Here is a 22,860-nt window from a genome sequence, read left to right as displayed (position 1 = left end):
AACGTTTCATTTATTCAATGTATGTTTTTGAGTAATTTAGTTACTGTGTCATCAGATTCCAAAGTTCATCATCATCAAGGTGAGCCTTGATTCTGAGGATCAGATGTACTTTTTCTCCTCCGGATTCTTTCTGGAACTTGCGCTGCCACTTATAAAAATGCGGTCCATCTCCTAATGTCCTGAGATATGACATAAGACTTGCTGCAACAAATCCTGACTGTCTGATATCTGCTTCACAGTCATTTTCATAAAATCCTTCCCAGATATCATGCTCGTGGCTTCGCATCACATTATAGCCTTCAAAAAACGCTTTTTTGGCAAGACCAGCCTCATAAAATGCAGTTAGAAAGTCAACCTGTTTCCCGTTAGAACCTTCCTCCAGTACATCTATGAATTTGCCGCCTTCTGTCCTGTCATCAAGACAGGTAATAATAGCTCTGCAAATATGATATGCTCCGAGATAGCTATAGTAGTGGTATTGAACCTGGCATATCAGATTATTGTCCAATACTTCTGCTGCCTTATTTTCGCCTTTTGCCATCAGTTCTTCTTTAATGTTATTGCATTCTTCAAGGTATTTAGTGTATCCCTCAAGAGCTTCTTTATATTTTTCTTCATGCCACTTTGTCTGTTCTAAAAGTGTATCCTTTGCACAAATCCAATTAAGTTCCGGAAGTGCTCCGGTCTTTGAAGGCTCAAACTTGTCAAAATTGCTGATAAAACCGCAGGCAAGAATCCTTGATCCATGGTTGCTGAACTGCTCTCCTGCGTGATCATCATCATTAGGACCGTACTTGGGAGTATAATCAGGCCATGCTTTATAGGCATCTTCTATCCTTGAAATAAAGTCAGGCGTGGTGATACTGCCATAATATTTTCTCACATAGTCATGAAGATGTTCAATCCCATATTCCTGCGCATTTAAGCTCTCTCTGCTATTACAATCAGAATTACTCTCATCGCAAGCACTCCACATTTTGGCTATCAAATCCAGATAATAAGTATGGGGCTTAATATTGGAACAGTTAATTATCCAAAAATCATCTGCGCCATGGGCATAGACATCAGTAAGCTCTTTTACCACAAATTCAGGAGCATTGGGAAGCATGGTCATCATGGCTGCTGCCTGAAGGTCATAGAAAGATGCATGGTAATAGATTCCATGAGCACTGTTATCCCCTTCATGAGGCAGAGCATAAACCCTTGGATTATGGTTGTTCTGTCTTCTTGAAACCATCTTACCAAAACCGTTATCTGCCCAGATCTTTATTACGTCACTTGGGAAAGTCAGGTATCCATCCTTGTAGAGCTCCATGGTTTCACCATAAAGGTTTGTACAGCAAACTGCATCCTTATCTGACTCTTTTACCAGATTGTACTGCTCAAGGATAAGCTCGCTCATGAGCTTGCCGCGAGCTTCAGGTGTATCGTAGGTTGGATCATCAGCCCAGAATGGCCTGTCTCCCTGACCTCTAAAGCCAAGATTCCACACCACTTTACAGTTCTTTTGGTCCTCAATCGCCTGCTGCCAAAGCCCCCTAAAAAGATCCGGATGTTTATTAAAACTCGCCTCCAGATCAGGATAAGCTCGCGCAAACATCTGGGCTCCCAAGGGCTCTGCATGATGATGGGTGATCCAAAGTCCATACTCATCAGCAAGCTTTTTATACCTGTGAGAATTATGGTCAGTACCGGGGATTGTCATATTTCCGCCGCAGCGAAGGAGAGCTTCAAAGGCCATTTCCCACGGGAAGTTCTCGCCGACCTTTTCTCTCCATCCGTCAAAAAGGACCTCATCATTTATAAACCAGCCGCGGAATCTGACTTTTGAAGGTTTTGATTCGTAGTGATAGTTATCAGGAACTACGTGCTCAGGTTGTTTATAAAGCTCCTGCTCATTCCAAAACCAGAAATTCTGAACCCCAAGAAATTCTCTGCTGATATGATAAATACCATAGATAAGTCCAAAGTCACTTTCAGAAGTAATCGTCAGCTCATGGTCCTTCCGATCAACTATGAACCTTTCCTTTGAAGCGTCATATGAAATTGACTTTTGTATTACCGGTGAAGTCATGGTATTTGTTTCATTTTCTGCTGTTTTCTTAGTTCGAATCAGCCTGATCTCAAGTCCGGATTCTGAATTTTTTTCACATGTGTTTTTTAAATCCCTCTCAAAAGCCTTAACTGCCTTTTGTATCGGCACGCTATCCACATCACCGGTTATCTTTGTACTAATGTTTATCTGCATAGTGATTCACCCCATCTCCAATTCCATTATCCACAAATCACATGGCTCAATAGTAATGTTTTCCACATTTGTTCTGCTCTCCAGTGTATAAGGATTCCACATTGAAACCATTTTGTACTTACCGGGTTTGCAGCCCACTTTGATAGACTCCACACCTTCATTAGCGAGGATAAGAATATCTTTTCCCTCCTTTACTATATGGCTGCAGCGAAGGTCATAGGTATCGCCGCTAAAAGTAAGCTCCCTATGAATACTATTTAATACAAACTGCAGTAGTTCCCGGTCATTTCCACCACCAATCAATAGTTTTCCACCACTCTGCTCAAATTCTTTTAACAGACTCTTATCGCTTTCATATAGAGCTTTATACTCTTCCGGCTCTGCGATCAAAACCGAATACTCCTGAGAAGCAATATGTATCTTTCCATCTGAAATCCTGCACTCAGACAAAAGTTCCGCTTCCAAATAGTTAAACTCTATCTGATTGGTAAAAAGAGGTTTTGCTATTTTCCATGACAAAGTATCCTGTCCGCATAAAATGGCAACCTGAGCACAGTTCACAGAATCAGTGTTCAGATAGCACATTCTTTTAATAAAATCACTCATCTTGTGATACTCCGGCCAGAATGGATTGTTAAGCCCCACTTCCGGCGGACGCTCATCTCCCCTGTCTTCTCTTATTGAATAGTAGAACGCATGAGGGTAAATCAGATTTACTCCTCTGACAAAAAGCCAGTTAAGATACCATCTCATATCCTTTTCTGTAAAGAGTTTCGGGTCCTGTCTTTGTCCGCAACAGCCAAAGCATTCATTACCGTTTCTTCTCCTGCCGCGATGTCTTGCACTGTCTGCAGAGCACTTACCCATTGTCGAATGTTCTCCCTGAATTGCGTGCCCATCCTCAGGTTCGACAAATCTCCAGACTATGTCCTGGCACGGCCTTTGAAAGTACTTCAGATAACCAATATCAGTGCTCTTCTCAGGATGTCCCGTCAGTTCAATTTTATGGGCTGTGCACCAGTCGGAGAGCTGCTTGTAATAGCTGTTTGCAAGTCTGTTATGAACTACCTGCCTGTAGATTCTTTTTGTAGAAATGGAAATATCAGAAGCAGTGTCTTCGAACAGATAATGCAAATCCTCTTCTTTTCCGCCTGCTGCCTTGAATTCATCTATTAGTCCCTCGGTCCAGGGAATGATATCTTCTCTTGCGTTTCTTCCGAGTATATTAGGTTCGTCGGTAAAAAAGGCTATGATCGTATCCCCAAAATACTCAGAAAGTTCAGCATAATACTTTTCATGAGTAAGCTCTATGAATTTAGCTACAGCCTTAGGATTTAGAAGATCTGCACTTTTGGGAGCATTTTCCTCTCCATCATCTTCCCCGGGATGAACTCCTCTTATGGTGCCGCCGCTTTCCTCAAGCGTATAGACTATCTGCTCGCCATCTTCTATAGTCTGCACTATTATCCTCTTCTCTCCAATAACCGAATCTTTTCTTATCCTATTAAGCCCCTTTGATGCAAAAGAAATATCTGCCTTTACCACTTCTCCATGAGCTGAGCCTGAAGGATACATGGCTTCGTCATAAAGCACCACCTTCATATCCATCTCTTTTGCCATCTTCACCGCAAACTTAACATAATGAAAATACTCATCAGATAAATAGCCAATGGAAGAGGGCAGCCCTTTTCTTGGATGAATAATAAATCCATCCACCCCCTTATCCTTCATTTCTTTCATCTGTCTAAGGATTTCATCCTCATTCAGTTCATCATTCCAAAACCAAAATGGTATCGGTGTAAACTCCTTAAGCGCCTTGATTTCCATACCTTCTCCTTGTCAATTAATTCTTATATACTTAAACACTCCTGATGATTTTCCTTTTCCACCAATAACTCCAATTCCCAGCATCGTCCCTACAAAACTTGGATCTGCTGCAAAGCCTGTTATTATCGGGTTATTAAACCTCATAATGTTCACTCCTGTATTGCCCCGGAGTTGTTCCGGTGTACTTTTTGAATCTGCGGGTGAAGACATGATCATCTTCGTAACCTACTTCCATGCTGATATCTCTGATTTTCTTATCAGTATGTCTAAGCAGTTCCTTGGCTTTCTCCATTCTTACAGTTGCAAGATAGTCGGATGGACTGATATCCATTTCATTTTTAAAATTAACGGAAAGAGTAACTGCGCTGATTCCAAGCTTATCCGCAAGAACACTCATGGTAAAATCTGAACTTGCATAATTCTCTTTAATATACTTAATTGCTCTTTGCACCATGGAATCATCTTCAGATGTTTTTTCCGACTTGTTATGCATAAGGCCTCTGCAAACATCCAAAAGTACTCCTCTAAAATCCTGAACAGTCATACACTGCGACAAAGTGTAAACACTGAAAATATCACTGTTTTCATTATCATCCCACTCATCTATCAAAAGATGAATAATGTCGTTGCACATTATTCTGAATCCCATGAGCGATTGCCCATTTTGCTGCATGTGCTCGGCAATCTCATCGACAGTTTTTTCCATGTTTTCTATCTGTCCAAGTCTTATTGCATTTTTCAGTCTTTGCATAAATCCAGCCGGAAGCTCTTTTATAGACTCAACAACAGATACGTCGTTATAATAAAGAACAGCATCGTTATCCGCAAGAAATCTATTGTCATAGGCTGCGTCAGCCTCAAGATATGCCCTGGATGCTTCTCCGAAATCACTGTGGAAGTCACTTGCCGAAAGAATAAACTTCTCGCAGTTATTCTTCCCAACTGCAAGCATCTTATCGAGAAATTCCTTTATTGCTTCTTTATTATCTCCAAACACCACAAAAAGACTCTGCCTTTTCGCAATCAGATTAAGCCCGTAACCTGTAAGCCTTTTTTCAGCTTTTAACATCTCAAGAATTATGTCATTAACCCTGCGTTCATTACCGTTTTCTTTTTCACCGGTCAGCGTGACGACATAAAGCTTATCTTCAATATCAAGCTCTGCCTTCCTCGCATTTTTCAGGACATCATCGTTATTCTCAAAGCCGTTACAGACAAAATCATTAACGAACTTTCCTCTTCTGTGCTTTAGTCCTTCCAGCTCTGATGCCTTTTTATTCTCATCAAGAGCTCTGATTCCTCTCTCTATTGTTGCAAAGCTGTCATCATCCTCATTCAGAAGGTTTGAAATGCTCTTAACACGCTTGCCCATATTTCTTCTGATAACCACGACCACCGTAGACAGAACAAGATAGGAAATTATAGTTATAAAAAATATGGTCCACTGCCCCTGAACGAATCCATCATAAAAGCTTGATGCTGACTGCAAAGTTATGTATTCAAGACCACTGTCACTTTTTTTATAAACCACTGCATAGTTATCCCCATTTATCCTAATGAGTTTATCTTCAGACAGTTCCTTATAACCATCTATATCTGACAATTCAATTCCCAGATATCCTCTGGATGCAATCACCTGTCCATCATAAACAATCATGGTCTGTCTCTTATCAGCAGCATCGCTTTCAAGAAGTGTATCATAATACTTGTTTCCGACTATAAAAACTGCCGTTCCTCCCATCTGTGGGACGATGGGAAGAAAAAATACCGATACCTTATTACTTAACTCGCCATATCTCTCTATTACATAGCCCTCTGCCTTCTGCTCCGGGATAACCTTCATAACATCTGCATTTTGAAGATAATCACTTATAGTATCTTTGGATGAGTTTTCAAGCAAAAGGCCATCACTTAGAAACATCGTAAGTTCAATAGAAGTTGCTCCGTTATAGACATAATGATCATCGCGGTTATAATAGAACATCTGATTAAAAGACTGACTGACCTTTGTATACTGATATAATCTGTCAATAAGGTATCTGGCTTTTACCGGCTGTTCGCTTAGTTTAAACTTTGTAATATCTTCAGAAAGCGCAAGCTGTGTCACAATATTGTTCATTATTTCAATATCGTTTTCCTGTCTGTTGACCACGGTTTCCTGATACTGTCTGTTTGATGAAAAGAAATTGTCAAGCATAGTTCTGTAATAAAAAGAATACAGATATCCTGCGATTATCAGGATAATAACTCCAATAAAAACATTAAGGATCAGCATCGACTTATATATTTCATTTGTAGTTCTTTTTCTATGATTTCTCATATAACCCCATTAATCAAAAGAAATAATCTCCGCCTCTACCAAAGGCTCTCCATCAGAACTGACTATAACCTGCAATTTCCCATTAAATGCATGTCTTTCGCAAGACAACTCACTCTCATGGCAGGATGGATCCCCATTTCCGGCACCAATAAGCGTTGTTCCTTCTCCGGTCACAATATGAATAAGCGGGCAGGCATCCGGTACAGTCTTCCCATCTTCATCCACAACATCAATATTCCATATACTGATATTATCACTTATGAGAATATTTTCTTCGTATTTTCTGACCATTAACTTGTCTATCTTTTTCGTTGTGACAACCTTCTCGCAATACTCTTTTCCACCCTTTGTTCCTACTGCCTCCAGCATCCCGGGCTCATATACTACATCTTCCCACCGGACATACCAGTTACTTTTTACAGACTTTTTACCATAGCTTTTCCCATTAACAAAAATCTCGATTTCATCCATGTTGCTATAGGCATAAACTGTTAGTCTTTCTCCAGGATTGACCGGATTATTCCAATGGGGAAACAAATGAATAGTAGGTGTTTTCCCCCACCAACTCTGATAAAAGTAAAAACTATCTTTTCTGAATCCACAATAATCAAGTATTCCAAAAGTAGATGACACGGCAGGCCATGGCATTGGCGTCGGCTCACCTCTGTAATCAATTCCTGTCCACAGAAAAGCTCCTGCCAAATACTTTCTTTCAGCAGTTTCTTTCCAAAATTTCTCTCCTATTTCAAAGCGCTTTTTCACTCTTTGAATGTCTGTACACTTACTTATGTTATTCGGATCTAAAGTAAAAAAATGTCCCTTCGACACGTCAGTTGAATATATTCCTCTTGCTGAACTATTTGCAGCATCAATTTCTGTGATTATAATCGGCTGATTGGGGAAATGATTATGATAATCGTCCCAGGCGCTGTCACAATAATTAAAGCCCATTACATCCAAATGCTTAGCCACATCAAAATACTTTGTAGCATATTCAAACCTGTCTTTCCCATCCCAGCATACGATGGCACTTGTGAAGTACCTTGTTGAGTCAAGCTTTCTAATCTCTCGCTTCAGCCTTTCAGTTACCCTTATTGTTTCATCCAAATGCTGAACATTTATTTCTTCATTGCCTATTCCCCACAGGAAAACACATGCATGATTTCGCCCTTGCTTTATAACTTTTCTTAATTGTTCTATGTCCTCCTCTGCGCTGCTCATCCTCCTGTTTTCAGAGAAAACAAGAATCCCTAAACGATCACATAGATCAAGTAATACATCTGAAGGCTGATGATGTGCCGATCTTATTGCATTCATACCCATCTTTTTCAGCTCTCGAAGCCGATATTCTATAACACTATCCGGCACTCCAATACCAACTCCCGAGTGATCCTGATGTAAACAAAGGCCTTTTATCTGCAGCCTATTCCCATTTAAGTAAAGTCCATCACCAGCTGTAAACTCCACTCTCTTTATACCAAAGGTCACATCTTCACAGACAATATGCCTGTCGCTTTCTCCCAGTATAATTGTGGTCTTAAGGGTATAAAGAGCCGGATTGTCAGTGCTCCAAAACTCAAAGCTTCCTTTATCCAAAGAAAATGTTGTCTTTGCATATTCTTCTTCCCAATCCCTGACGTTTAAATCAACGTGCTTTTCAGCGATCATGGCATTTTTTTCATCAAAAATCCCAAAGTTAACAGTTATGTCTTTATCCTTATATGCTCTGCTTATAATCTGTGCACACACTGAAATATCTACTCTGTTTTTTTCATCATCAAAAGACACTTCCACTTTATTCTCATATGGAAGTATCATGAGTTCATCATACTTGTAAAGCCATACATGGCGATATATGCCACCGCCTTCATACCACCAGCCTTCTCGTTCTCTTGGATCAATTCTTACGCTGATCAGATTATCACCTTCAACTAAAAAATCTGATATTTCAAAATAAAAATATGTATACCCACTCCGATAGGAGCCTACATACTTTTGATTCAGATATACGTCACAGTTTCTGTATACTCCATCAAACTTAATAACATAATTTTTATCAAGATCTTCTTTATTTATTATGAAATGTTTTCTAAACCAGGCTACCTTGGGCTCAAGACACCCTCCTGCATGAAGCCTTGAACGGATAGACTGCATTTCCGGAATATTCCCCATACCTTCTGTATCGGCTGTGTCAAGAACAAACTCGCCTTCCCTCACATAATCATATGGAAGATCAATATTTTTCCAATCTTCTTCATTACAGTCTTTGGCTGTTGCACCGAAATCATATGCTCCGGCTTTTGCTCCTCCCCATCCGCTCTCAGGGCAATGCGGTTCTAAATCTTCTATCTTAAATTTCCACCCTTTATCAAAAAGAATCTTCTCCATTTTAAAATACCTTCATAAAAAACTATACGCGGAGCCTATGCATTAAAGCATGGCCCCGCCTGCAATCCTTCTATAAAAATTATTCCATATCCATTGTATTTATTGCATCCTGATAAATCTGTACGTAACTGTCTGTATCCATGCCATCAAAAATAGCAACAAACTGATTCCATGTCTGGTCAGTAACTCCATTTGTTATGAATGATGCCACATTTTCAATAACAGCATTGTTAATATCAGTCTCCTTTAACGTAATGCTCTGAAGCTGCTCAGATGTAAGAGGCGCAAACTTAAAGTAGTCATTTGAATATTTCTGGATAATTCCTGCTTCATCATATGTCCGGCAGTACTCAGTCTTTTCAACACGCTGAGCAGGCATGTTAAAGTTATCATAAATGTAAGTAGCAGGAGCAAAGAACATAGTATTGCAATCGATATAATTCTTTACATCAGCTGTTCCGTCATTGAGAGAATCAATTTTACCGTTCTCATTGTATGTCCAACCGGTACCATCGGTTGCATCCTTCTCGCCATAATAAAGTGAGAACATCATCTCCGTATCAAGCATTGCATCAAGTAGCCTTAAGGAATCCTCAACATGTTCATTGGTAGCTGTAAGGTAAGCACCGCCCTTCGCAACTTCAAGGATTCTTGCAAACTTTGCTGAGCTATCAGGCGTGTAGAGGGTGCACGTCTTCATAACGCTATCATCAAAGCCCATTGCAATAAGTCGCCATGCTGCAAAGAAGCCCACATTTCCAGCCTTAAGCTTTGTCTCGATTGTGTTTATATCCTGAGAAATAACTTCTGCATCTACAAGACCTTCTTCATAACAGGTATGAAGCCATTCCATGCACTGTCTGAAGTTATCGGTTGTAGGAGCAAAAACTACGTTCTTATTATCATCAATATATATCCATCTGTCAGAATCAACAGGAACTCCAAACATTGGAAGAATATATCTGATTCCGTAAAAACCGGTATCAAGTCCCATCTCAAGTGGAATCTCATTGGCGGCATCACCGTCTCCGTCAGCATCTTCTGACTTAAAGGTTCTGAGCACATTTGTCAGTTCGTCCACGTTTGTAGGTGTCTCAAGTCCCAAATTATCAAGCCAGGTATTGTTGATGAAATAGTGCTGATTTGTATTGATGTTCTGTCCCACCAGATAGCCTATAGCATACTTATTTCCATCTGATGCGACAAGGCTTGTGGTTGGATCAGCATCCTCTGCCTCTCTTCTTGCCGTATAATTAGGCATATATTGACTGGTAAGATCATCATTAAGTGTCTGAAGCAGTCCCTGTGTAACTCCATATTCTTCATAATCTACAGAAACTGTGTTGGCAATAATAATGTCCGGATAGTCGCCTGATGCAAACATTAGATTTAGTTTTGTCTCCCAGTCGGATCCTTTTACAACTTCCCACTCAATGTTAATGCCGGTCTGTTCTTCAAGCCTCTGTACTGCCGGCATCTCTGAAATATCAATAAGAGAATCCACATCTCTTATTCCCAGCATGACCTTAAGTGTCAGATTCCCATTTTCTACTGATTCTGAATCTCCGGTATTCTCACTAACTGTTGCATCCTCAACTTCTGTGTCTGCACCGCACCCGCTTACAATGCCCATAATCATCGTAGCTGATAAAAGTATTGCTAAAAATCTTTTTTTCATTACTAACCCTCCTATATTTAACAGTGCTTTGACACTGTTATTATCATATCATCCTTTAAGTGAACCTATCATTACTCCTTTTTCAAAATATTTCTGCATCACAGCATACAAAATTACCACCGGTCCGGTAGCCACTACGATAATGCAGTACTTTGCCACGTTGGCAATTCTTGTAGCTTCTGCCATCGAAGCTGCGCTATCTGCCATTGAGATCATATAATCTCCCGACTTATCCACCTGAAGTGTCGCCAAAACCTCCCTTAGAACTGTCTGCAGCGGATATAGCGATCTGTCTCTTAAATAAACAAGTCCTGTAAAATAGTCATTCCATTTTGCTACGCCATAATAAACTGCAAGCACAGCAATGATTGTTTTACTAAGTGGCACCACAACCTGTATGAAGTATTGGAAATGTGTTGCTCCATCCAGCATTGCTGCTTCATATAGCTCATGTGGGATACTTGTTTGTATAAATGTTCTTGCCACCATCAGATTCCATACGCTAACGCATCCCATAAGAATTATTACGAAAGGTGTGTTATAGAGCTTAATGTCTTTTAACGTAAGAAATGTAGGTATAAGTCCTCCGTTAAAAAACATAGTGAATACGAAATATAAATTAAACAAAGCCTTTCCTTTAAATTTGGGGCGTGACAGCGTATAAGCCGCACACAAGGTTATCACAATGCTGAGTGTTACGCTTATAAATGTATAAACAAGTGAATTGCCATAGGCTCTTATAAGCTCGCTGTACTTAAAAATTGCCTTATACCCCATAAGTGATACATCAACCGGATGCCAGATTACCTCTCCTCTTACAATTGCATCCGGATCAGAGACTGAGGCAATGAGAACCAGATAAAGAGGATATAGAATCAAAAACATTACGATCACCCAGAAAATTGTGTTAACAATTCCAAAAATTCTGTTACTCAAACTCTTCTTAAAATAGGCCGACATCTGTTAACCTCCTTGAAAGCTTATTTACTGCAATGATAAGGACAAAGTTGATTATATTTATGAAAAGACCTATCGCTGCAGTATAGGAAAACTGGCCACTTCCAAGACCGATGTTGTAAACATAAACACCGATTATATCTGATGTTGGAATATTTCCTGCAGTTTGCATTACAAGAGCTTTTTCTGTATTACTGCTAAGAAGCCTTCCACAATCAAGCACAAGAACCATCATTATTGTTGGAATAAGGCTTGGAAGATCAATATATCTGATTTTCTGCCATATGCTTGCTCCATCTATTTCCGCTGCCTCATAAAGCGCCTGATCTACCCCCGCCAGTGACGCAATAAAGAGAATCGTGTTGTAACCTGCTGACTGCCAAATACCTGATATTATGTATATTGACCTGAAAGCTTCAGCGCTGGACATATAGTCAACTGCACTCATCCCCATAAATCCTCTTACAGTATTAAGGATTCCACTGGTGGGTGATAAAAAGATATATAGCATTCCTGCCAAAACTACTGTGGATATGAAGTATGGAACATAAATTGTGGTCTGTATCATCTGGCGGATTTTATTTCCTTTTACCTGATTAAGTAATATTGCCATAATAATCGGCACTGGAAAGCTCCATAACAAGTAATAGACATTGAGCAACAGAGTATTTCCCAACAAGCGCTTAAAATAATAAGCATTAAAGAAGTTTGTGAAATGTTTAAATCCCACCCATTGACTTCCTGCAATTCCACTTACAGCTTTGTAATCCTTAAATGCAATCTGTATTCCATACAAAGGTAAATAATTGAAAACAAAGAAGTAGATAACAGCCGGAGCTATCAGAACATATAGCTGCCAGTTGTTCTTAAGATAAGTATGAAATTTCTTCCCCATAAAAAATAATGCACCTCCCTTTCCTTCTCTAAACTCACTTTAAAGGTGGTAAGGTAACAAAAAAAGTTCAATAAATTTTTACCCCTGTGAAAGCTCTTAAAACAAGGCAAAAAAAGACAAGGGACTAAATTTTAATCCCTTGCCTCTAATATTTGCACCTGTTTTTTATTTATTGAACTGCTGCCTTAAGCTCTTCTACCTTGTCAGTCTGCTCCCAAGGAAGGTTGAGGTCGTTGCGGCCGAAGTGTCCGTAAGCAGCTGTCTGCTTGTAGATTGGACGGCGAAGATCGAGCATCTTGATTATTCCTGCCGGACGAAGATCGAACACCTTACGAACTGCCTCTGTAAGCTTCTCATCAGAAACCTTACCGGTTCCGAAGGTATCTACAAGAATTGATGTAGGCTGTGCAACACCGATTGCATATGAAAGCTGGATTTCAGCCTTATCTGCAAGGCCGGCTGCAACGATATTCTTGGCAACATATCTTGCTGCATATGCTGCAGAACGGTCAACCTTTGTGCAGTCTTTACCGGAAAATGCTCCGCCGCCATGACGAGCTGCTCCGCCGTAAGTGTCAACGATGATCTTACGACCTGTAAGTCCTGCATCACCCTGAGGTCCGCCGATTACGAAACGGCCTGTCGGATTGATGTAAATCTTGGTGTTAGCATCTACCATAGCACTGTCTACAACTGTATCTATAACATACTTTCTGATATCTGTGTGAATCTGCTCCTGAGTAACCTTCTCATCATGCTGAGTAGAAATAACGATTGCTTCAAGTCTTTTTACCTTTCCGTTCTCATCATACTCAACTGATACCTGGCTCTTTCCATCTGCTCTAAGATATGGAAGAGTTCCGTTTTTTCTGACCTCTGTAAGCTTCTTGGTAAGCTTGTGTGCAAGGCTTATAGCATATGGCATATAATCGTCTGTCTCGTTTGTAGCGTAACCAAACATCATGCCCTGATCACCGGCACCGATTGCTTCAATCTGCTCATCAGTCATCTGGTTCTCTCTTGCCTCAAGTGCCTTGTCAACACCCATGGCAATATCAGCTGACTGCTGATCAAGCGCAACAAGTACCGCACATGTATTTCCGTCAAATCCCTTGGCTGAATCATCATATCCAATCTCTTTGATTGTCTTACGGGCAATTCCCGCATAATCAACGTGAGCCTTTGTTGTAATCTCACCTGTTATAAGAACAAATCCTGTACATGTTGCTGTCTCACAGGCAACACGGCTCATAGGATCCTGCTCCATGCATGCGTCAAGAATTGCATCAGAAATGTTATCGCATATCTTATCAGGATGTCCTTCTGTTACTGATTCTGATGTAAAAATAAATTTATCCATATAATACCTTTCTGCGCCCTAGCGCTACATAAATGATTCTTCTGCTACACTAAACTCGAAATAACCTAGTGTGGCTGTTTTTATATTTCTCGACTATATTGCTTAGATATAATTTGCAATCTACAAGGCGGAAGATGGAGTCGATGGGCGTCCATCGACGACTGATGACAACGTAGTAGATTCAAATTATAGCAAGCATATAGTCGAGTTAATATAAAACAGCTACACTAGTTAAGTGTACAGAAGTGGTTCGCACTAGATTCGAAAAAAACTCATCAAGTGCTCCACACAAAAAATCCACTCGATTTATGACGCGTGCAAGTCACAAATGAGTGGAACTAATCATCACAAGTTCCTCTTATTGCTCGTAGTCCGAAACTCGGAATTGCACGCTCAGGTTGGCACCTTCCTGACTGATCAAGGGGTTGCCGTGGCTTCTTAGGTCCTATGTACCTCCACCACTCTGAATAAGAGAACAATTAATTATAAAAGCGGATATATTTCTATATCCGCTTAAATAGTACCCTATATATATTAATAAATCAATAGGACAATTGATAACATTTGTCTAATAAAACTATAAACAAATGATAGCCACCTATCAAATAATCTTATCAAAAAAATAAATTAAATTATGACCAACTATCAGATGATCTTATCAAAAGTCTCGGCAAGAGCAGGATAGATGTTTTTGAACTGCTGATATCTTGCTTCATATTTAGCTACAAGTTCAGGATCGGGCTTCTCTGTCTTATCAACTTTAACTATTGCAGCTGCTGCCTCTTCAACGCTCTTATAAGCTCCGCAGGCAACCATGGCAAGCATAGCACCGCCCATTCCCGGGCCTTCCTCACAGGCAGGAACATCGACTTCAATGTTGAGGATATTGGCAATCATTTTTCTCCACAGAGGGCTCTTTGCTCCGCCGCCGCAGATCATAGTTCTCTTCGGAGCTACACCGATTGACTTGGCAACTTCATACATATCTCTTGTAGCAAAAGCAACACCCTCAAGAACTGCCTGTGTCATATCTTCTCTTGTTGTATCCATTGTAATACCTGTAAATGTAGCTCTGGCATTAGGGTTGTTCCAAGGAGATCTCTCACCCATAAGGTAAGGTAAAAAGAATACGTGGTTCTCCCCAAGCTTCTCAATGCCCTTCTGTTCATCAGCATAATCTTTTGTCTTTAGGATTTCATCCATCCACCACTTGTTACAGCTTGCAGCGCTGAGCATACATCCCATCAGATGGAAGTGTCCGTCTGCATGGTCAAAAGAATGAAGCGCATTGTTCTTATCAACTGCAAAACTGTCAGCGGACATGAAGATGGTTCCACTTGTTCCAAGAGAAATATTACATCTGTTATTTCCAACTGTTCCTGTTCCAACAGCTGCTGCTGCGTTATCTCCGGCACCTGCTGCCACTACTACGCCGTTTTCTAACCCAAGCTCAGAAGACAATTCTGCTGTAAGTTCTCCAACCTTTTCGTAGCTTTCAAAAAGCTGCGGTAACATATCTTCTGTAATATGGCAAATATCGCACATCTCCCTGGACCACTTGCGGTTCTTAACATCAAGAAGAAGCATTCCCGAAGCATCAGAATAATCTGTACAGAATGTTCCTGTAAACTTGTATGCGAGGTAATCCTTAGGAAGCATGATCTTTTTGATTTTCTTAAAGTTCTCAGGTTCGTTTTCCTCAACCCAGAGAATCTTAGGTGCAGTAAATCCGGCGAATGCAATGTTTGCTGTGTACTCTGAAAGCTTGTCCTTGCCAATCTCGCCATTTAAATAATCAACCTGCTTCTGTGTTCTTCCGTCGTTCCAAAGAATTGCAGGACGAATTACATTATCATTCTCATCAAGGATAACAAGACCGTGCATCTGACCGCCAAAGCTGATGCCCGCAACCTGTGACTTATCCACATCCTTTAAAAGCTCTTTAAGGCCATCTACAGCCTCCCGGTACCAATCCTCAGGATTCTGCTCCGACCATCCCGGCTGTGGAAAAAACAGAGGATATTCTCTTGAAGTTGTTCCGTGAATAGTTCCCTTTTCATCCATAAGTACCAGCTTAACAGATGAAGTCCCCAAATCTACACCTATATAAAACATACCTTCCTCCTAATATAAAAACTATTTTTATTTGCTTTACTATCCACACTATGAAAAATCGTAAATTCAGATTTCCACAATGCTTATTATACATTTTTTGTACATAACTATCATTCCAGATTTTGCTTTTATTTAACTAAATATTTGCATTTACTAGTTTTATATCATAGGAAAGCAATTTCCTATGATATAAAAAGACCACTCTGAATAATCAAAGTGGTCTTAAAATCAGTCGTTTGCATTTCCTTTGAAAATGACAATTCCCTTTTTCTTGAATTTTTTAGGTGCTTCAGTAGCAGTAGCGGTATTTTTGGGTGTTTCTGCCTTTGAAGTGCTTGCAGATGCCACGGGTGTTGACTGCATCGTCTTTGGAGCAGCGGCCTTTTTAACAGGAGCTGCTTTTTTGGTAACTCCCGCTGCCTTTGCAACAGCGTCGACTACAGATGTTCTCTTGGCTGCAGGCTTTGTCTTCTCCTCCGGCTTTACCTTTGGCGCAGGCCTCTCTGCTGCCTTTGCAGCCGCTTCGGCAGCAACCTTAGCAGGATCCTGAAGCTTCATTGTAAGAGATATTCTCTTTTTATCAAGCTCCACATCAAGAACCTGTACGTCTACAATATCGCCTACACTTACTGCCTCAAGAGGATGTTTTATGTACTTGTCTGTAATATGTGAAATATGAACAAGTCCATCCTGATGGACACCTATATCTACAAAACATCCAAAGTCGATTACGTTTCTTACCGTACCCTTGAGTACCATTCCCGGTTTCAGGTCTTTCATATCAAGAACATCGCTTCTAAGAATCGGTGCCGGCATATTCTCACGGGGGTCTCTTGATGGTTTCTCAAGCTCTGAAAGGATATCTGTAAGTGTGATCTCACCAATCCCAAGCTCTTCTGCAAGTTTCTTTTTCTCTGCCTCTGTTACTTTCTTTGAAAGAGATCCTGAAGCATTTGTTGTATTCACATCTGTTTCTGTCTCTTTTGCCTTTTTTGAAGAAGCAGCCTCATCTTGTGTTACTGCCAGGTTACTTCCTGCAAGAGCCGCTGCAAGTGCTGCCCCCATTGCTGTACTTGTATTTCTTATAACTACCTGTTTTGGTTTTTTCTGTGGTCTTGGCTTTTCTTCCTTTTTTGCTGCAGGCTTTTCAAGTGAAGCCTTGGCTGCATTCTTCTGCGCCTGTCTCACATCATCAAAGGTAATTCCAAGCTTATCCATAAGCTTAAGTGTTGCATCATAAGACTCAGGATGAACACTTGTGGCATCAAGCGGGTTCTCACCATCTGCAATTCTAAGAAATCCTGCACACTGTTCATAAGCTTTTGGTCCAAGCTTAGGGACATTTAAAAGTTCTGCTCTGCTGTTAAATTTACCGTTCTCTTCTCTATATTCAACGATGTTTTTGGCAATAACCTTACTGATACCTGAAATATACTGAAGAAGCGGAGCAGATGCAGTATTTAAGTCTACACCAACCTTGTTAACACATGTCTCTACCACGCCTTCCAGAGCTTCACCAAGCTTTTTCTGGTTCATGTCATGCTGATACTGACCAACACCGATTGACTTAGGATCAATCTTAACAAGCTCTGCAAGAGGATCCTGAAGTCTTCTGGCAATGGATGCCGCACTACGCTGTCCAACATCAAACTGTGGGAATTCCTCTGTGGCAAGCTTACTTGCCGAGTAAACAGAAGCACCGGCTTCATTTACAATAACGTACTGAACAGGCTTATCCAGCTCTTTTATCAACTCAACAATTACCTGTTCCGATTCTCTTGATGCTGTACCATTGCCTACAGAAATAAGATCAACATCATATTTGTCTATGAGCTTTTTAAGCTCTGCCTTGGACTCCTCAACCTTGTTCTGTGGAGCTGTGGGATAAATAACCTTTGTATCAAGGACCTTACCTGTCGCATCAACAACAGCAAGCTTACAACCTGTTCTGAAAGCAGGGTCCCATCCAAGCACTGTCTTACCTGCAATAGGTGGTGCCATAAGAAGCTGGGTAAGGTTTTTGCCAAATACCGAAATAGCGCCGTCCTCAGCTTTTTCTGTGAGTTCATTTCTAATATCACGTTCAATGGCAGGAGCAATAAGTCTCTCATACGCGTCCTGATTGATTTCTTTTATAACAGGAGTTGTGACAGGATTGTCATTTTTAAGCATCTTCTTGTCAAGATACTGTAAAATCTGCTCTTCGGGAGCTTCGATTTTAACAACAAGGAACTTCTCTGCCTCTCCACGATTAAGAGCAAGTACTCTGTGTCCGAGAACTTTTTTAACAGGTTCCTCATAGTTGTAATACATTTCGTATACACTCTCAGCCTTCTCGTCCTTGGCTTTACTGGTTAGAACGCCCTGTTCCATTGTTACTTCTCTGATATATGTTCTAAAGTCAGCATTGTCGGAAACATCCTCAGCAATGATATCCATTGCTCCCTGAAGAGCCTCTGCCGGGTCATTAACCCCTTTTTCAGGGTCAACAAATGCAGCAGCTTCATCCTGAAGCGGATTGGTTGTTTCCTGAGCCAAAAGAATATTTGCAAGGCCTTCAAGTCCCTTCTCTCTTGCCACGCTGGCTCTTGTCTTTCTCTTTGGTCTGTATGGAAGATAGAGATCCTCCAGAGCTACCATTGTTTCTGCAGCTATAATCCTGGTCTTTAGTTCATCAGTCAGCTTTCCCTGCTCTTCGATAGAAGCAAGAACCTGCTCTCTGCGTTCCTCCAAGCCTCTTAAATACTTCAGTCTCTCGTCAAGATTACGAAGCTGCTCGTCATTAAGTGAGCCTGTTACTTCCTTTCTGTAACGTGAAATAAACGGAATCGTGTTGCCCTCATCAATGAGCTTTATTGCAGCCTCAACCTGCCATTTTTCCACGTTAAGTTCTTCTTTGATCTTTAATACTATATCCATACTTCCCTCGCTTATAAAAAGCTATTAAAATAATAAATTTTTGCTGAATTTTCTATAAATCAGCACACTCCCCTATTATACCAAGCATTTTGTACCGTTTTCAAGCTTTTCATAAAAGCTCAAACATTGTAAAAATGCCATAATTATTGTATATTTAGTACATGAAATTGTGCTTACGAGGAGTTTTTTCATGGGCGAGAATGGGGAAGATAAATACTACTACAATAATTACAACTACAACAAAAGTCACAATCAGCTTGACAGCCATGTAAATATGGCAACTGTATCACTTGTTACAGGGCTTATAGCTATTCCTCTCTGTTTTGTAATGAATATAGGAATTGTCCTTGGGGGAGTTGCAATTGTCTTAGGTATTTTATCAAGAGGTTCTGAGAAGAAGTTTCTTCCTCAGGCCAAACGCGGAATTATTTATGGAACTATCGGAATAGTTCTTGGTTACGTTGTTTTTGTTTCATCTATTCATACAGTTCTTACAGACCCGACTTACAGACAACAGCTCAATCAGATATCACAGCAGATGAACGGTCAGAGTTTCGACGATATGTTAAAAGAGCTGGGAATAAGCAGTGATACATCTCAGTAAGGATTATATGTGGAAAGAGGTGCCTATGAGTATTATCGGTTCAATAGGTGGTGGATACGGAATGTTTGAAGGTTCTGCTTATAGCGGAGCTACTGCTGCAAGTGCAACAGGTTCAGCAAAAGAAACAGGGCCTATCCTTAATCCCAATGAGTCTACCCAGAAAGCTCCCGGTAAAACATCATCTCCTGCAGAGTGTGAAACCTGCAAAAACCGCAAATATCAGGACGGTTCAAATGAGATGGTTTCTTTTAAAAGCGCACAGCACATTGATCCTGCAGCAGCAGGTGCAAGAGTCCGCGGTCACGAAGCCGAACACGTAAGTAATGCATTCAAAAAGGCTGCACTAAATAACGGCAAGGTTTTGCAGGCTTCAGTTTCAATCAAAACAGCAGTATGTCCCGAGTGCGGACGTGTTTACGTAAGTGGCGGCGAAACAGCCACAAAAATACAATATCAAAATGAGGAGAATCCTTATCAGAAGGCAAGAAAGTCCATTGACAGACAGGGACTTGTGGGGAATAACGTAGATCTTGCCGTATAAGACGGGTTTTTTTATCAAAATGACTAATCTTAAATCATCAGCAGAACTTAAAGCAATTGCACGGGAAAAATCCCTTGAAAGGTATGGCACACTTATATCTGCCGACCTGATAGTTTTGATTATACAGTTTGTTCTGTCAGGTATTACCACTATTTCCAGTTCAGGTAATATTTTTCTTTATATCATAAATGAGATAATTGTGCTTATTGTAAGCATTCTTTTGGGTGTTCTTGTTTCAGGCAAGACATTCCTTTATATGAATCTGATTTATTCCCAGAACGTCTCTATTTCAGACCTGTTTTACGGTGTAAAAGTGTTTCCGGAAAAAGCGGTTAAAGTTCAGGCTCTTTTCGTGCTGGTTGATTTTGTTGCAGGTCTTCCTGCCACATATCTTCTCTATCTTACTCAGCATAATCCGACGCCTGATCTTTATCTTGGAACGATTCTGGCACTTCTTTTTGAACTTGTAATTAACATCTATGTGCATCTTACCTATTCACAGGCTTTCTACCTGCTCCATGATTTTCAGGACAGAAACGCCAAAGAACTTTTATCCACAAGCAGGCACATTATGAAAGGCAATCGCTTCAAGCTTTTTTATCTTAATGTTAGTTTTATTCCAATCATGCTACTTGGTATGATAGCTCTTTTCCTTCCTCTTCTATGGATAAACGTCTATCGAAATGCCACACTGGCAGCATTTTATCAGGATCTTATTATGCAATACGCATCTAAAAATACAGTAGAACAGTAAAAGGGTGGTAAACTATGGACTTAATTGATGCAATCAAAGCAATCGATAAGCCCCATGAGGACGACATTCTAAACAGACTCTACACTACATGGGGTGAAAACGTTGATCCAGACAATCTTCTAAAAGAGTATCCCCGTCCCCAATTTGTCCGCGATAGTTTCATTAACTTAAACGGCTATTGGGAATATCTTTTTACTCCTGTTAATTCACGAGATGAAATTCCCTCCGTTATGGAAGGGAACATCCTTGTGCCATTTTCGCCTGAAGCAATGCTTTCAGGTGTTGAAAAAAGGCTTCTTCCCGATCAGCTTCTCTGGTACAAAAAAAAGCTTCCCGTTATAACAAGAAAAACTCCAACTGCAAGGATTTTACTACATTTTGGTGCAGTGGACCAGTTTGCTGATATATTTATAAATGACGCTCTGATAGGTTCACACAGCGGTGGATATCTGCCTTTTACCATAGACATTACAGATTATCTTAATTACACGGAAAATAAACTTGTTACTACCTCTAATACTCTCTATTTGCGTGTTCGTGATACCAGCGACTCATCTTATCACAGTCGTGGCAAGCAAACCCTGAAAAGAGGCGGAATGTATTATACTGCCCAAAGCGGAATATGGCAGACTGTGTGGATTGAAGAGGTTCCTGAAGTCTATATAAGAGAAATAAAGATTCATCCCGGGACTGATCTACACTCTGTAACTGTTGAAGTTGCCACAAACAAAAAAGCCTCCGTCACCGTAAAAATACCGGGCTATGAGCTTGTGAAATCACCGGCCTCCGATGTTCCTCCCGGAACCTGTTTTAGTGGAGACTATTCTTTTTCATCAGATACATTTCCATCGATCGGTATAGATCACTCTGCTGTTGCTCCATCATATTACAGCTTTAAGTTTAATATTGAAAATCCTCATCTTTGGACACCTGAAGATCCATATCTGTATCCGCTTCAGATTACGTGTGAAGATGATAATGTAAGTTCCTACTTTGCCATGCGCTCTTTTGAAGTAAGGCCAGATGACAGAGGGAAAACAAGATTCCATTTAAACGGACACCCCTACTTTCTCATGGGTGTTCTGGATCAGGGCTACTGGCCGGACGGGCTTTATACAGCACCTTCTGACGACGCCCTTATCTACGATATTACGGAGATGAAGCGCCTTCATTTCAACATGATGCGCAAGCATATAAAGATAGAATGCGCCCGCTGGTACTATCACTGTGACAGACTTGGCATGATTGTCTGGCAGGATATGGTTAGCGGCGGCTCTTCCTATGCCAAGCCCGTAGTTTCTTATCTGCCAACACTTTTTCCGAAGGTCTTTGGCCGCATGAGCGACGGACCTGCCTACTACAAGACATTCTCTCGCGGGTCAGCAGATGGGCGCAGAGAGTGGCTTGATGAAATGCAGAACACCATAAGGTATCTCTTTAATGTTCCATCAATCGCAACGTGGGTTCTTTTCAACGAAGGTTGGGGACAGTTCAATGCTGCCGGTGCCACGATTATGGCAAAAGAACTTGACCATTCCCGCCCCGTAGATCAGGCCAGCGGATGGTTTGACGAGGGAAGCGGCGACTATAGAAGTGTTCACAACTACTTCCGTCCTCTTACAGTTGAAGAAGACAAAAAAAATCGTGCCTTTGTCATATCGGAATATGGCGGCTTTACCTGCCACATAGATGGTCACTCCAGCGTCGATCGTGTCTATGGCTACAAAAAATATGACAACTTAGATAAACTTGGCGTTGCCTACTACAACCTCATCAATGCCTCCCTAAAGCCCCTCATACCAAAGGGTCTTGCTGGAGCCGTATACACTCAGGTCTCCGATGTCGAAGAGGAAGTCAACGGTCTCATGACCTACGACCGCAAAATCACCAAGATTAACCCCGACATTGATCCCAACATGACAAGCGGCATCAACTCATAACCCTTGCCGGCCTCCAGACTTGGAGCACAGCCCCCGGAGGTAGCCTTTTGCATGTTTGAGAGAGTTTAGTTAAGTTTATGAGCATTTAAATTTTCGTTTGTAAATACCGCTTTTGGATCACATGTTTGAGCCACCGGCTCTATGCACTTTTAGGAACTGTGCAGCTTCATTTTTCTCCGGCCAAGAAAACGAAACTTTTCCAAGTGCTCAGGCATCTTTTTCTTTAATGCGCATGCTGCAGCTAAAACTCGCAGGGCTAAATAATAAGAACAGATAGTCATTGGTGCTACGCACCTTGGACATAAAAAAAGAAG

The 22,860-nt window shown here is 40.8% G+C and carries 15 protein-coding genes and 1 riboswitch; of the genes, 4 read left to right on the top strand and 11 right to left on the bottom strand.

Annotated elements, in window-relative coordinates:
• Window positions 1-40: 40 nt before the first annotated feature.
• From J6O61_RS10965 to J6O61_RS10915, 11 genes are all read right to left on the bottom strand, one after another.
• The gene (locus tag J6O61_RS10965; protein WP_292213012.1) at window positions 41-2,248 is read right to left on the bottom strand and encodes a glycosyl hydrolase 115 family protein; all 2,208 of its coding nucleotides are present in this window, start codon (window positions 2,246-2,248) and stop codon (window positions 41-43) included.
• A gap of 6 nt (window positions 2,249-2,254) precedes the next feature.
• Window positions 2,255-4,075, bottom strand: coding sequence for a hypothetical protein (locus tag J6O61_RS10960; protein ID WP_292213010.1), 1,821 nt, complete (start codon window positions 4,073-4,075; stop codon window positions 2,255-2,257).
• Between the two features lie 12 nt (window positions 4,076-4,087).
• Window positions 4,088-4,219 (bottom strand): hypothetical protein, encoded by a 132-nt coding sequence (locus J6O61_RS10955; RefSeq protein ID WP_292213007.1) that lies wholly within the window; start codon window positions 4,217-4,219, stop codon window positions 4,088-4,090.
• Window positions 4,209-6,395: a helix-turn-helix transcriptional regulator gene (locus tag J6O61_RS10950; protein ID WP_292213004.1), complete on the bottom strand. Its 2,187-nt coding sequence runs from the start codon at window positions 6,393-6,395 to the stop codon at window positions 4,209-4,211. Before J6O61_RS10950 ends, J6O61_RS10955 begins: the two co-directional genes overlap by 11 nt.
• Before the next feature lie 9 nt (window positions 6,396-6,404).
• Window positions 6,405-8,783, bottom strand: coding sequence for a glycoside hydrolase family 2 TIM barrel-domain containing protein (locus J6O61_RS10945; RefSeq protein WP_292213001.1), 2,379 nt, complete (start codon window positions 8,781-8,783; stop codon window positions 6,405-6,407).
• 79 nt (window positions 8,784-8,862) lie between these two features.
• Window positions 8,863-10,461: an extracellular solute-binding protein gene (locus J6O61_RS10940; protein ID WP_292212999.1), complete on the bottom strand. Its 1,599-nt coding sequence runs from the start codon at window positions 10,459-10,461 to the stop codon at window positions 8,863-8,865.
• Between the two features lie 48 nt (window positions 10,462-10,509).
• Window positions 10,510-11,421, bottom strand: coding sequence for a carbohydrate ABC transporter permease (locus tag J6O61_RS10935; RefSeq protein WP_292212996.1), 912 nt, complete (start codon window positions 11,419-11,421; stop codon window positions 10,510-10,512).
• The gene (locus tag J6O61_RS10930; RefSeq protein ID WP_292212993.1) at window positions 11,405-12,313 is read right to left on the bottom strand and encodes an ABC transporter permease; all 909 of its coding nucleotides are present in this window, start codon (window positions 12,311-12,313) and stop codon (window positions 11,405-11,407) included. Before J6O61_RS10930 ends, J6O61_RS10935 begins: the two co-directional genes overlap by 17 nt.
• 169 nt (window positions 12,314-12,482) lie before the next feature.
• Window positions 12,483-13,673 carry a methionine adenosyltransferase gene (gene metK, locus J6O61_RS10925; protein ID WP_292212990.1) on the bottom strand — a complete coding sequence of 397 codons (1,191 nt, stop codon included), beginning with the start codon at window positions 13,671-13,673 and terminating at the stop codon, window positions 12,483-12,485.
• A gap of 355 nt (window positions 13,674-14,028) precedes the next feature.
• Window positions 14,029-14,147: riboswitch (SAM riboswitch) on the bottom strand.
• A gap of 171 nt (window positions 14,148-14,318) precedes the next feature.
• Complete coding sequence (gene xylB / locus J6O61_RS10920; protein WP_292212987.1) at window positions 14,319-15,788, bottom strand: xylulokinase; 1,470 nt, start codon at window positions 15,786-15,788, stop codon at window positions 14,319-14,321.
• Window positions 15,789-16,016: 228 nt separating this feature from the next.
• Entirely contained in the window at window positions 16,017-18,707 is a 2,691-nt protein-coding gene (locus J6O61_RS10915) for a Tex family protein (RefSeq protein ID WP_292212984.1), read from the bottom strand.
• 190 nt (window positions 18,708-18,897) lie between these two features.
• Between J6O61_RS10915 and J6O61_RS10910 the strand changes: the two genes are divergently transcribed.
• The 4 genes from J6O61_RS10910 to J6O61_RS10895 are packed head-to-tail and all read left to right on the top strand — an operon-like array spanning window position 18,898 to window position 22,546.
• Window positions 18,898-19,311, top strand: a complete 414-nt coding sequence (locus J6O61_RS10910) for a DUF4190 domain-containing protein (protein WP_292212982.1) — start codon at window positions 18,898-18,900, stop codon at window positions 19,309-19,311.
• Window positions 19,312-19,336: 25 nt separating this feature from the next.
• Window positions 19,337-19,852 carry a hypothetical protein gene (locus J6O61_RS10905; protein WP_292212980.1) on the top strand — a complete coding sequence of 172 codons (516 nt, stop codon included), beginning with the start codon at window positions 19,337-19,339 and terminating at the stop codon, window positions 19,850-19,852.
• 19 nt (window positions 19,853-19,871) lie between these two features.
• Window positions 19,872-20,606 carry a DUF975 family protein gene (locus J6O61_RS10900; protein WP_292212977.1) on the top strand — a complete coding sequence of 245 codons (735 nt, stop codon included), beginning with the start codon at window positions 19,872-19,874 and terminating at the stop codon, window positions 20,604-20,606.
• Between the two features lie 14 nt (window positions 20,607-20,620).
• On the top strand, window positions 20,621-22,546 hold the full coding sequence (locus J6O61_RS10895) for a glycoside hydrolase family 2 protein (RefSeq protein WP_292212975.1): 1,926 nt from the start codon (window positions 20,621-20,623) through the stop codon (window positions 22,544-22,546).
• The last annotated feature ends 314 nt before the right edge of the window (window positions 22,547-22,860 follow it).

It is taken from the genome of Butyrivibrio sp. (genome assembly GCF_017635265.1).
Taxonomy (GTDB): domain Bacteria; phylum Bacillota; class Clostridia; order Lachnospirales; family Lachnospiraceae; genus Butyrivibrio.
This window is presented reverse-complemented; position numbering and strand designations above follow the sequence as displayed.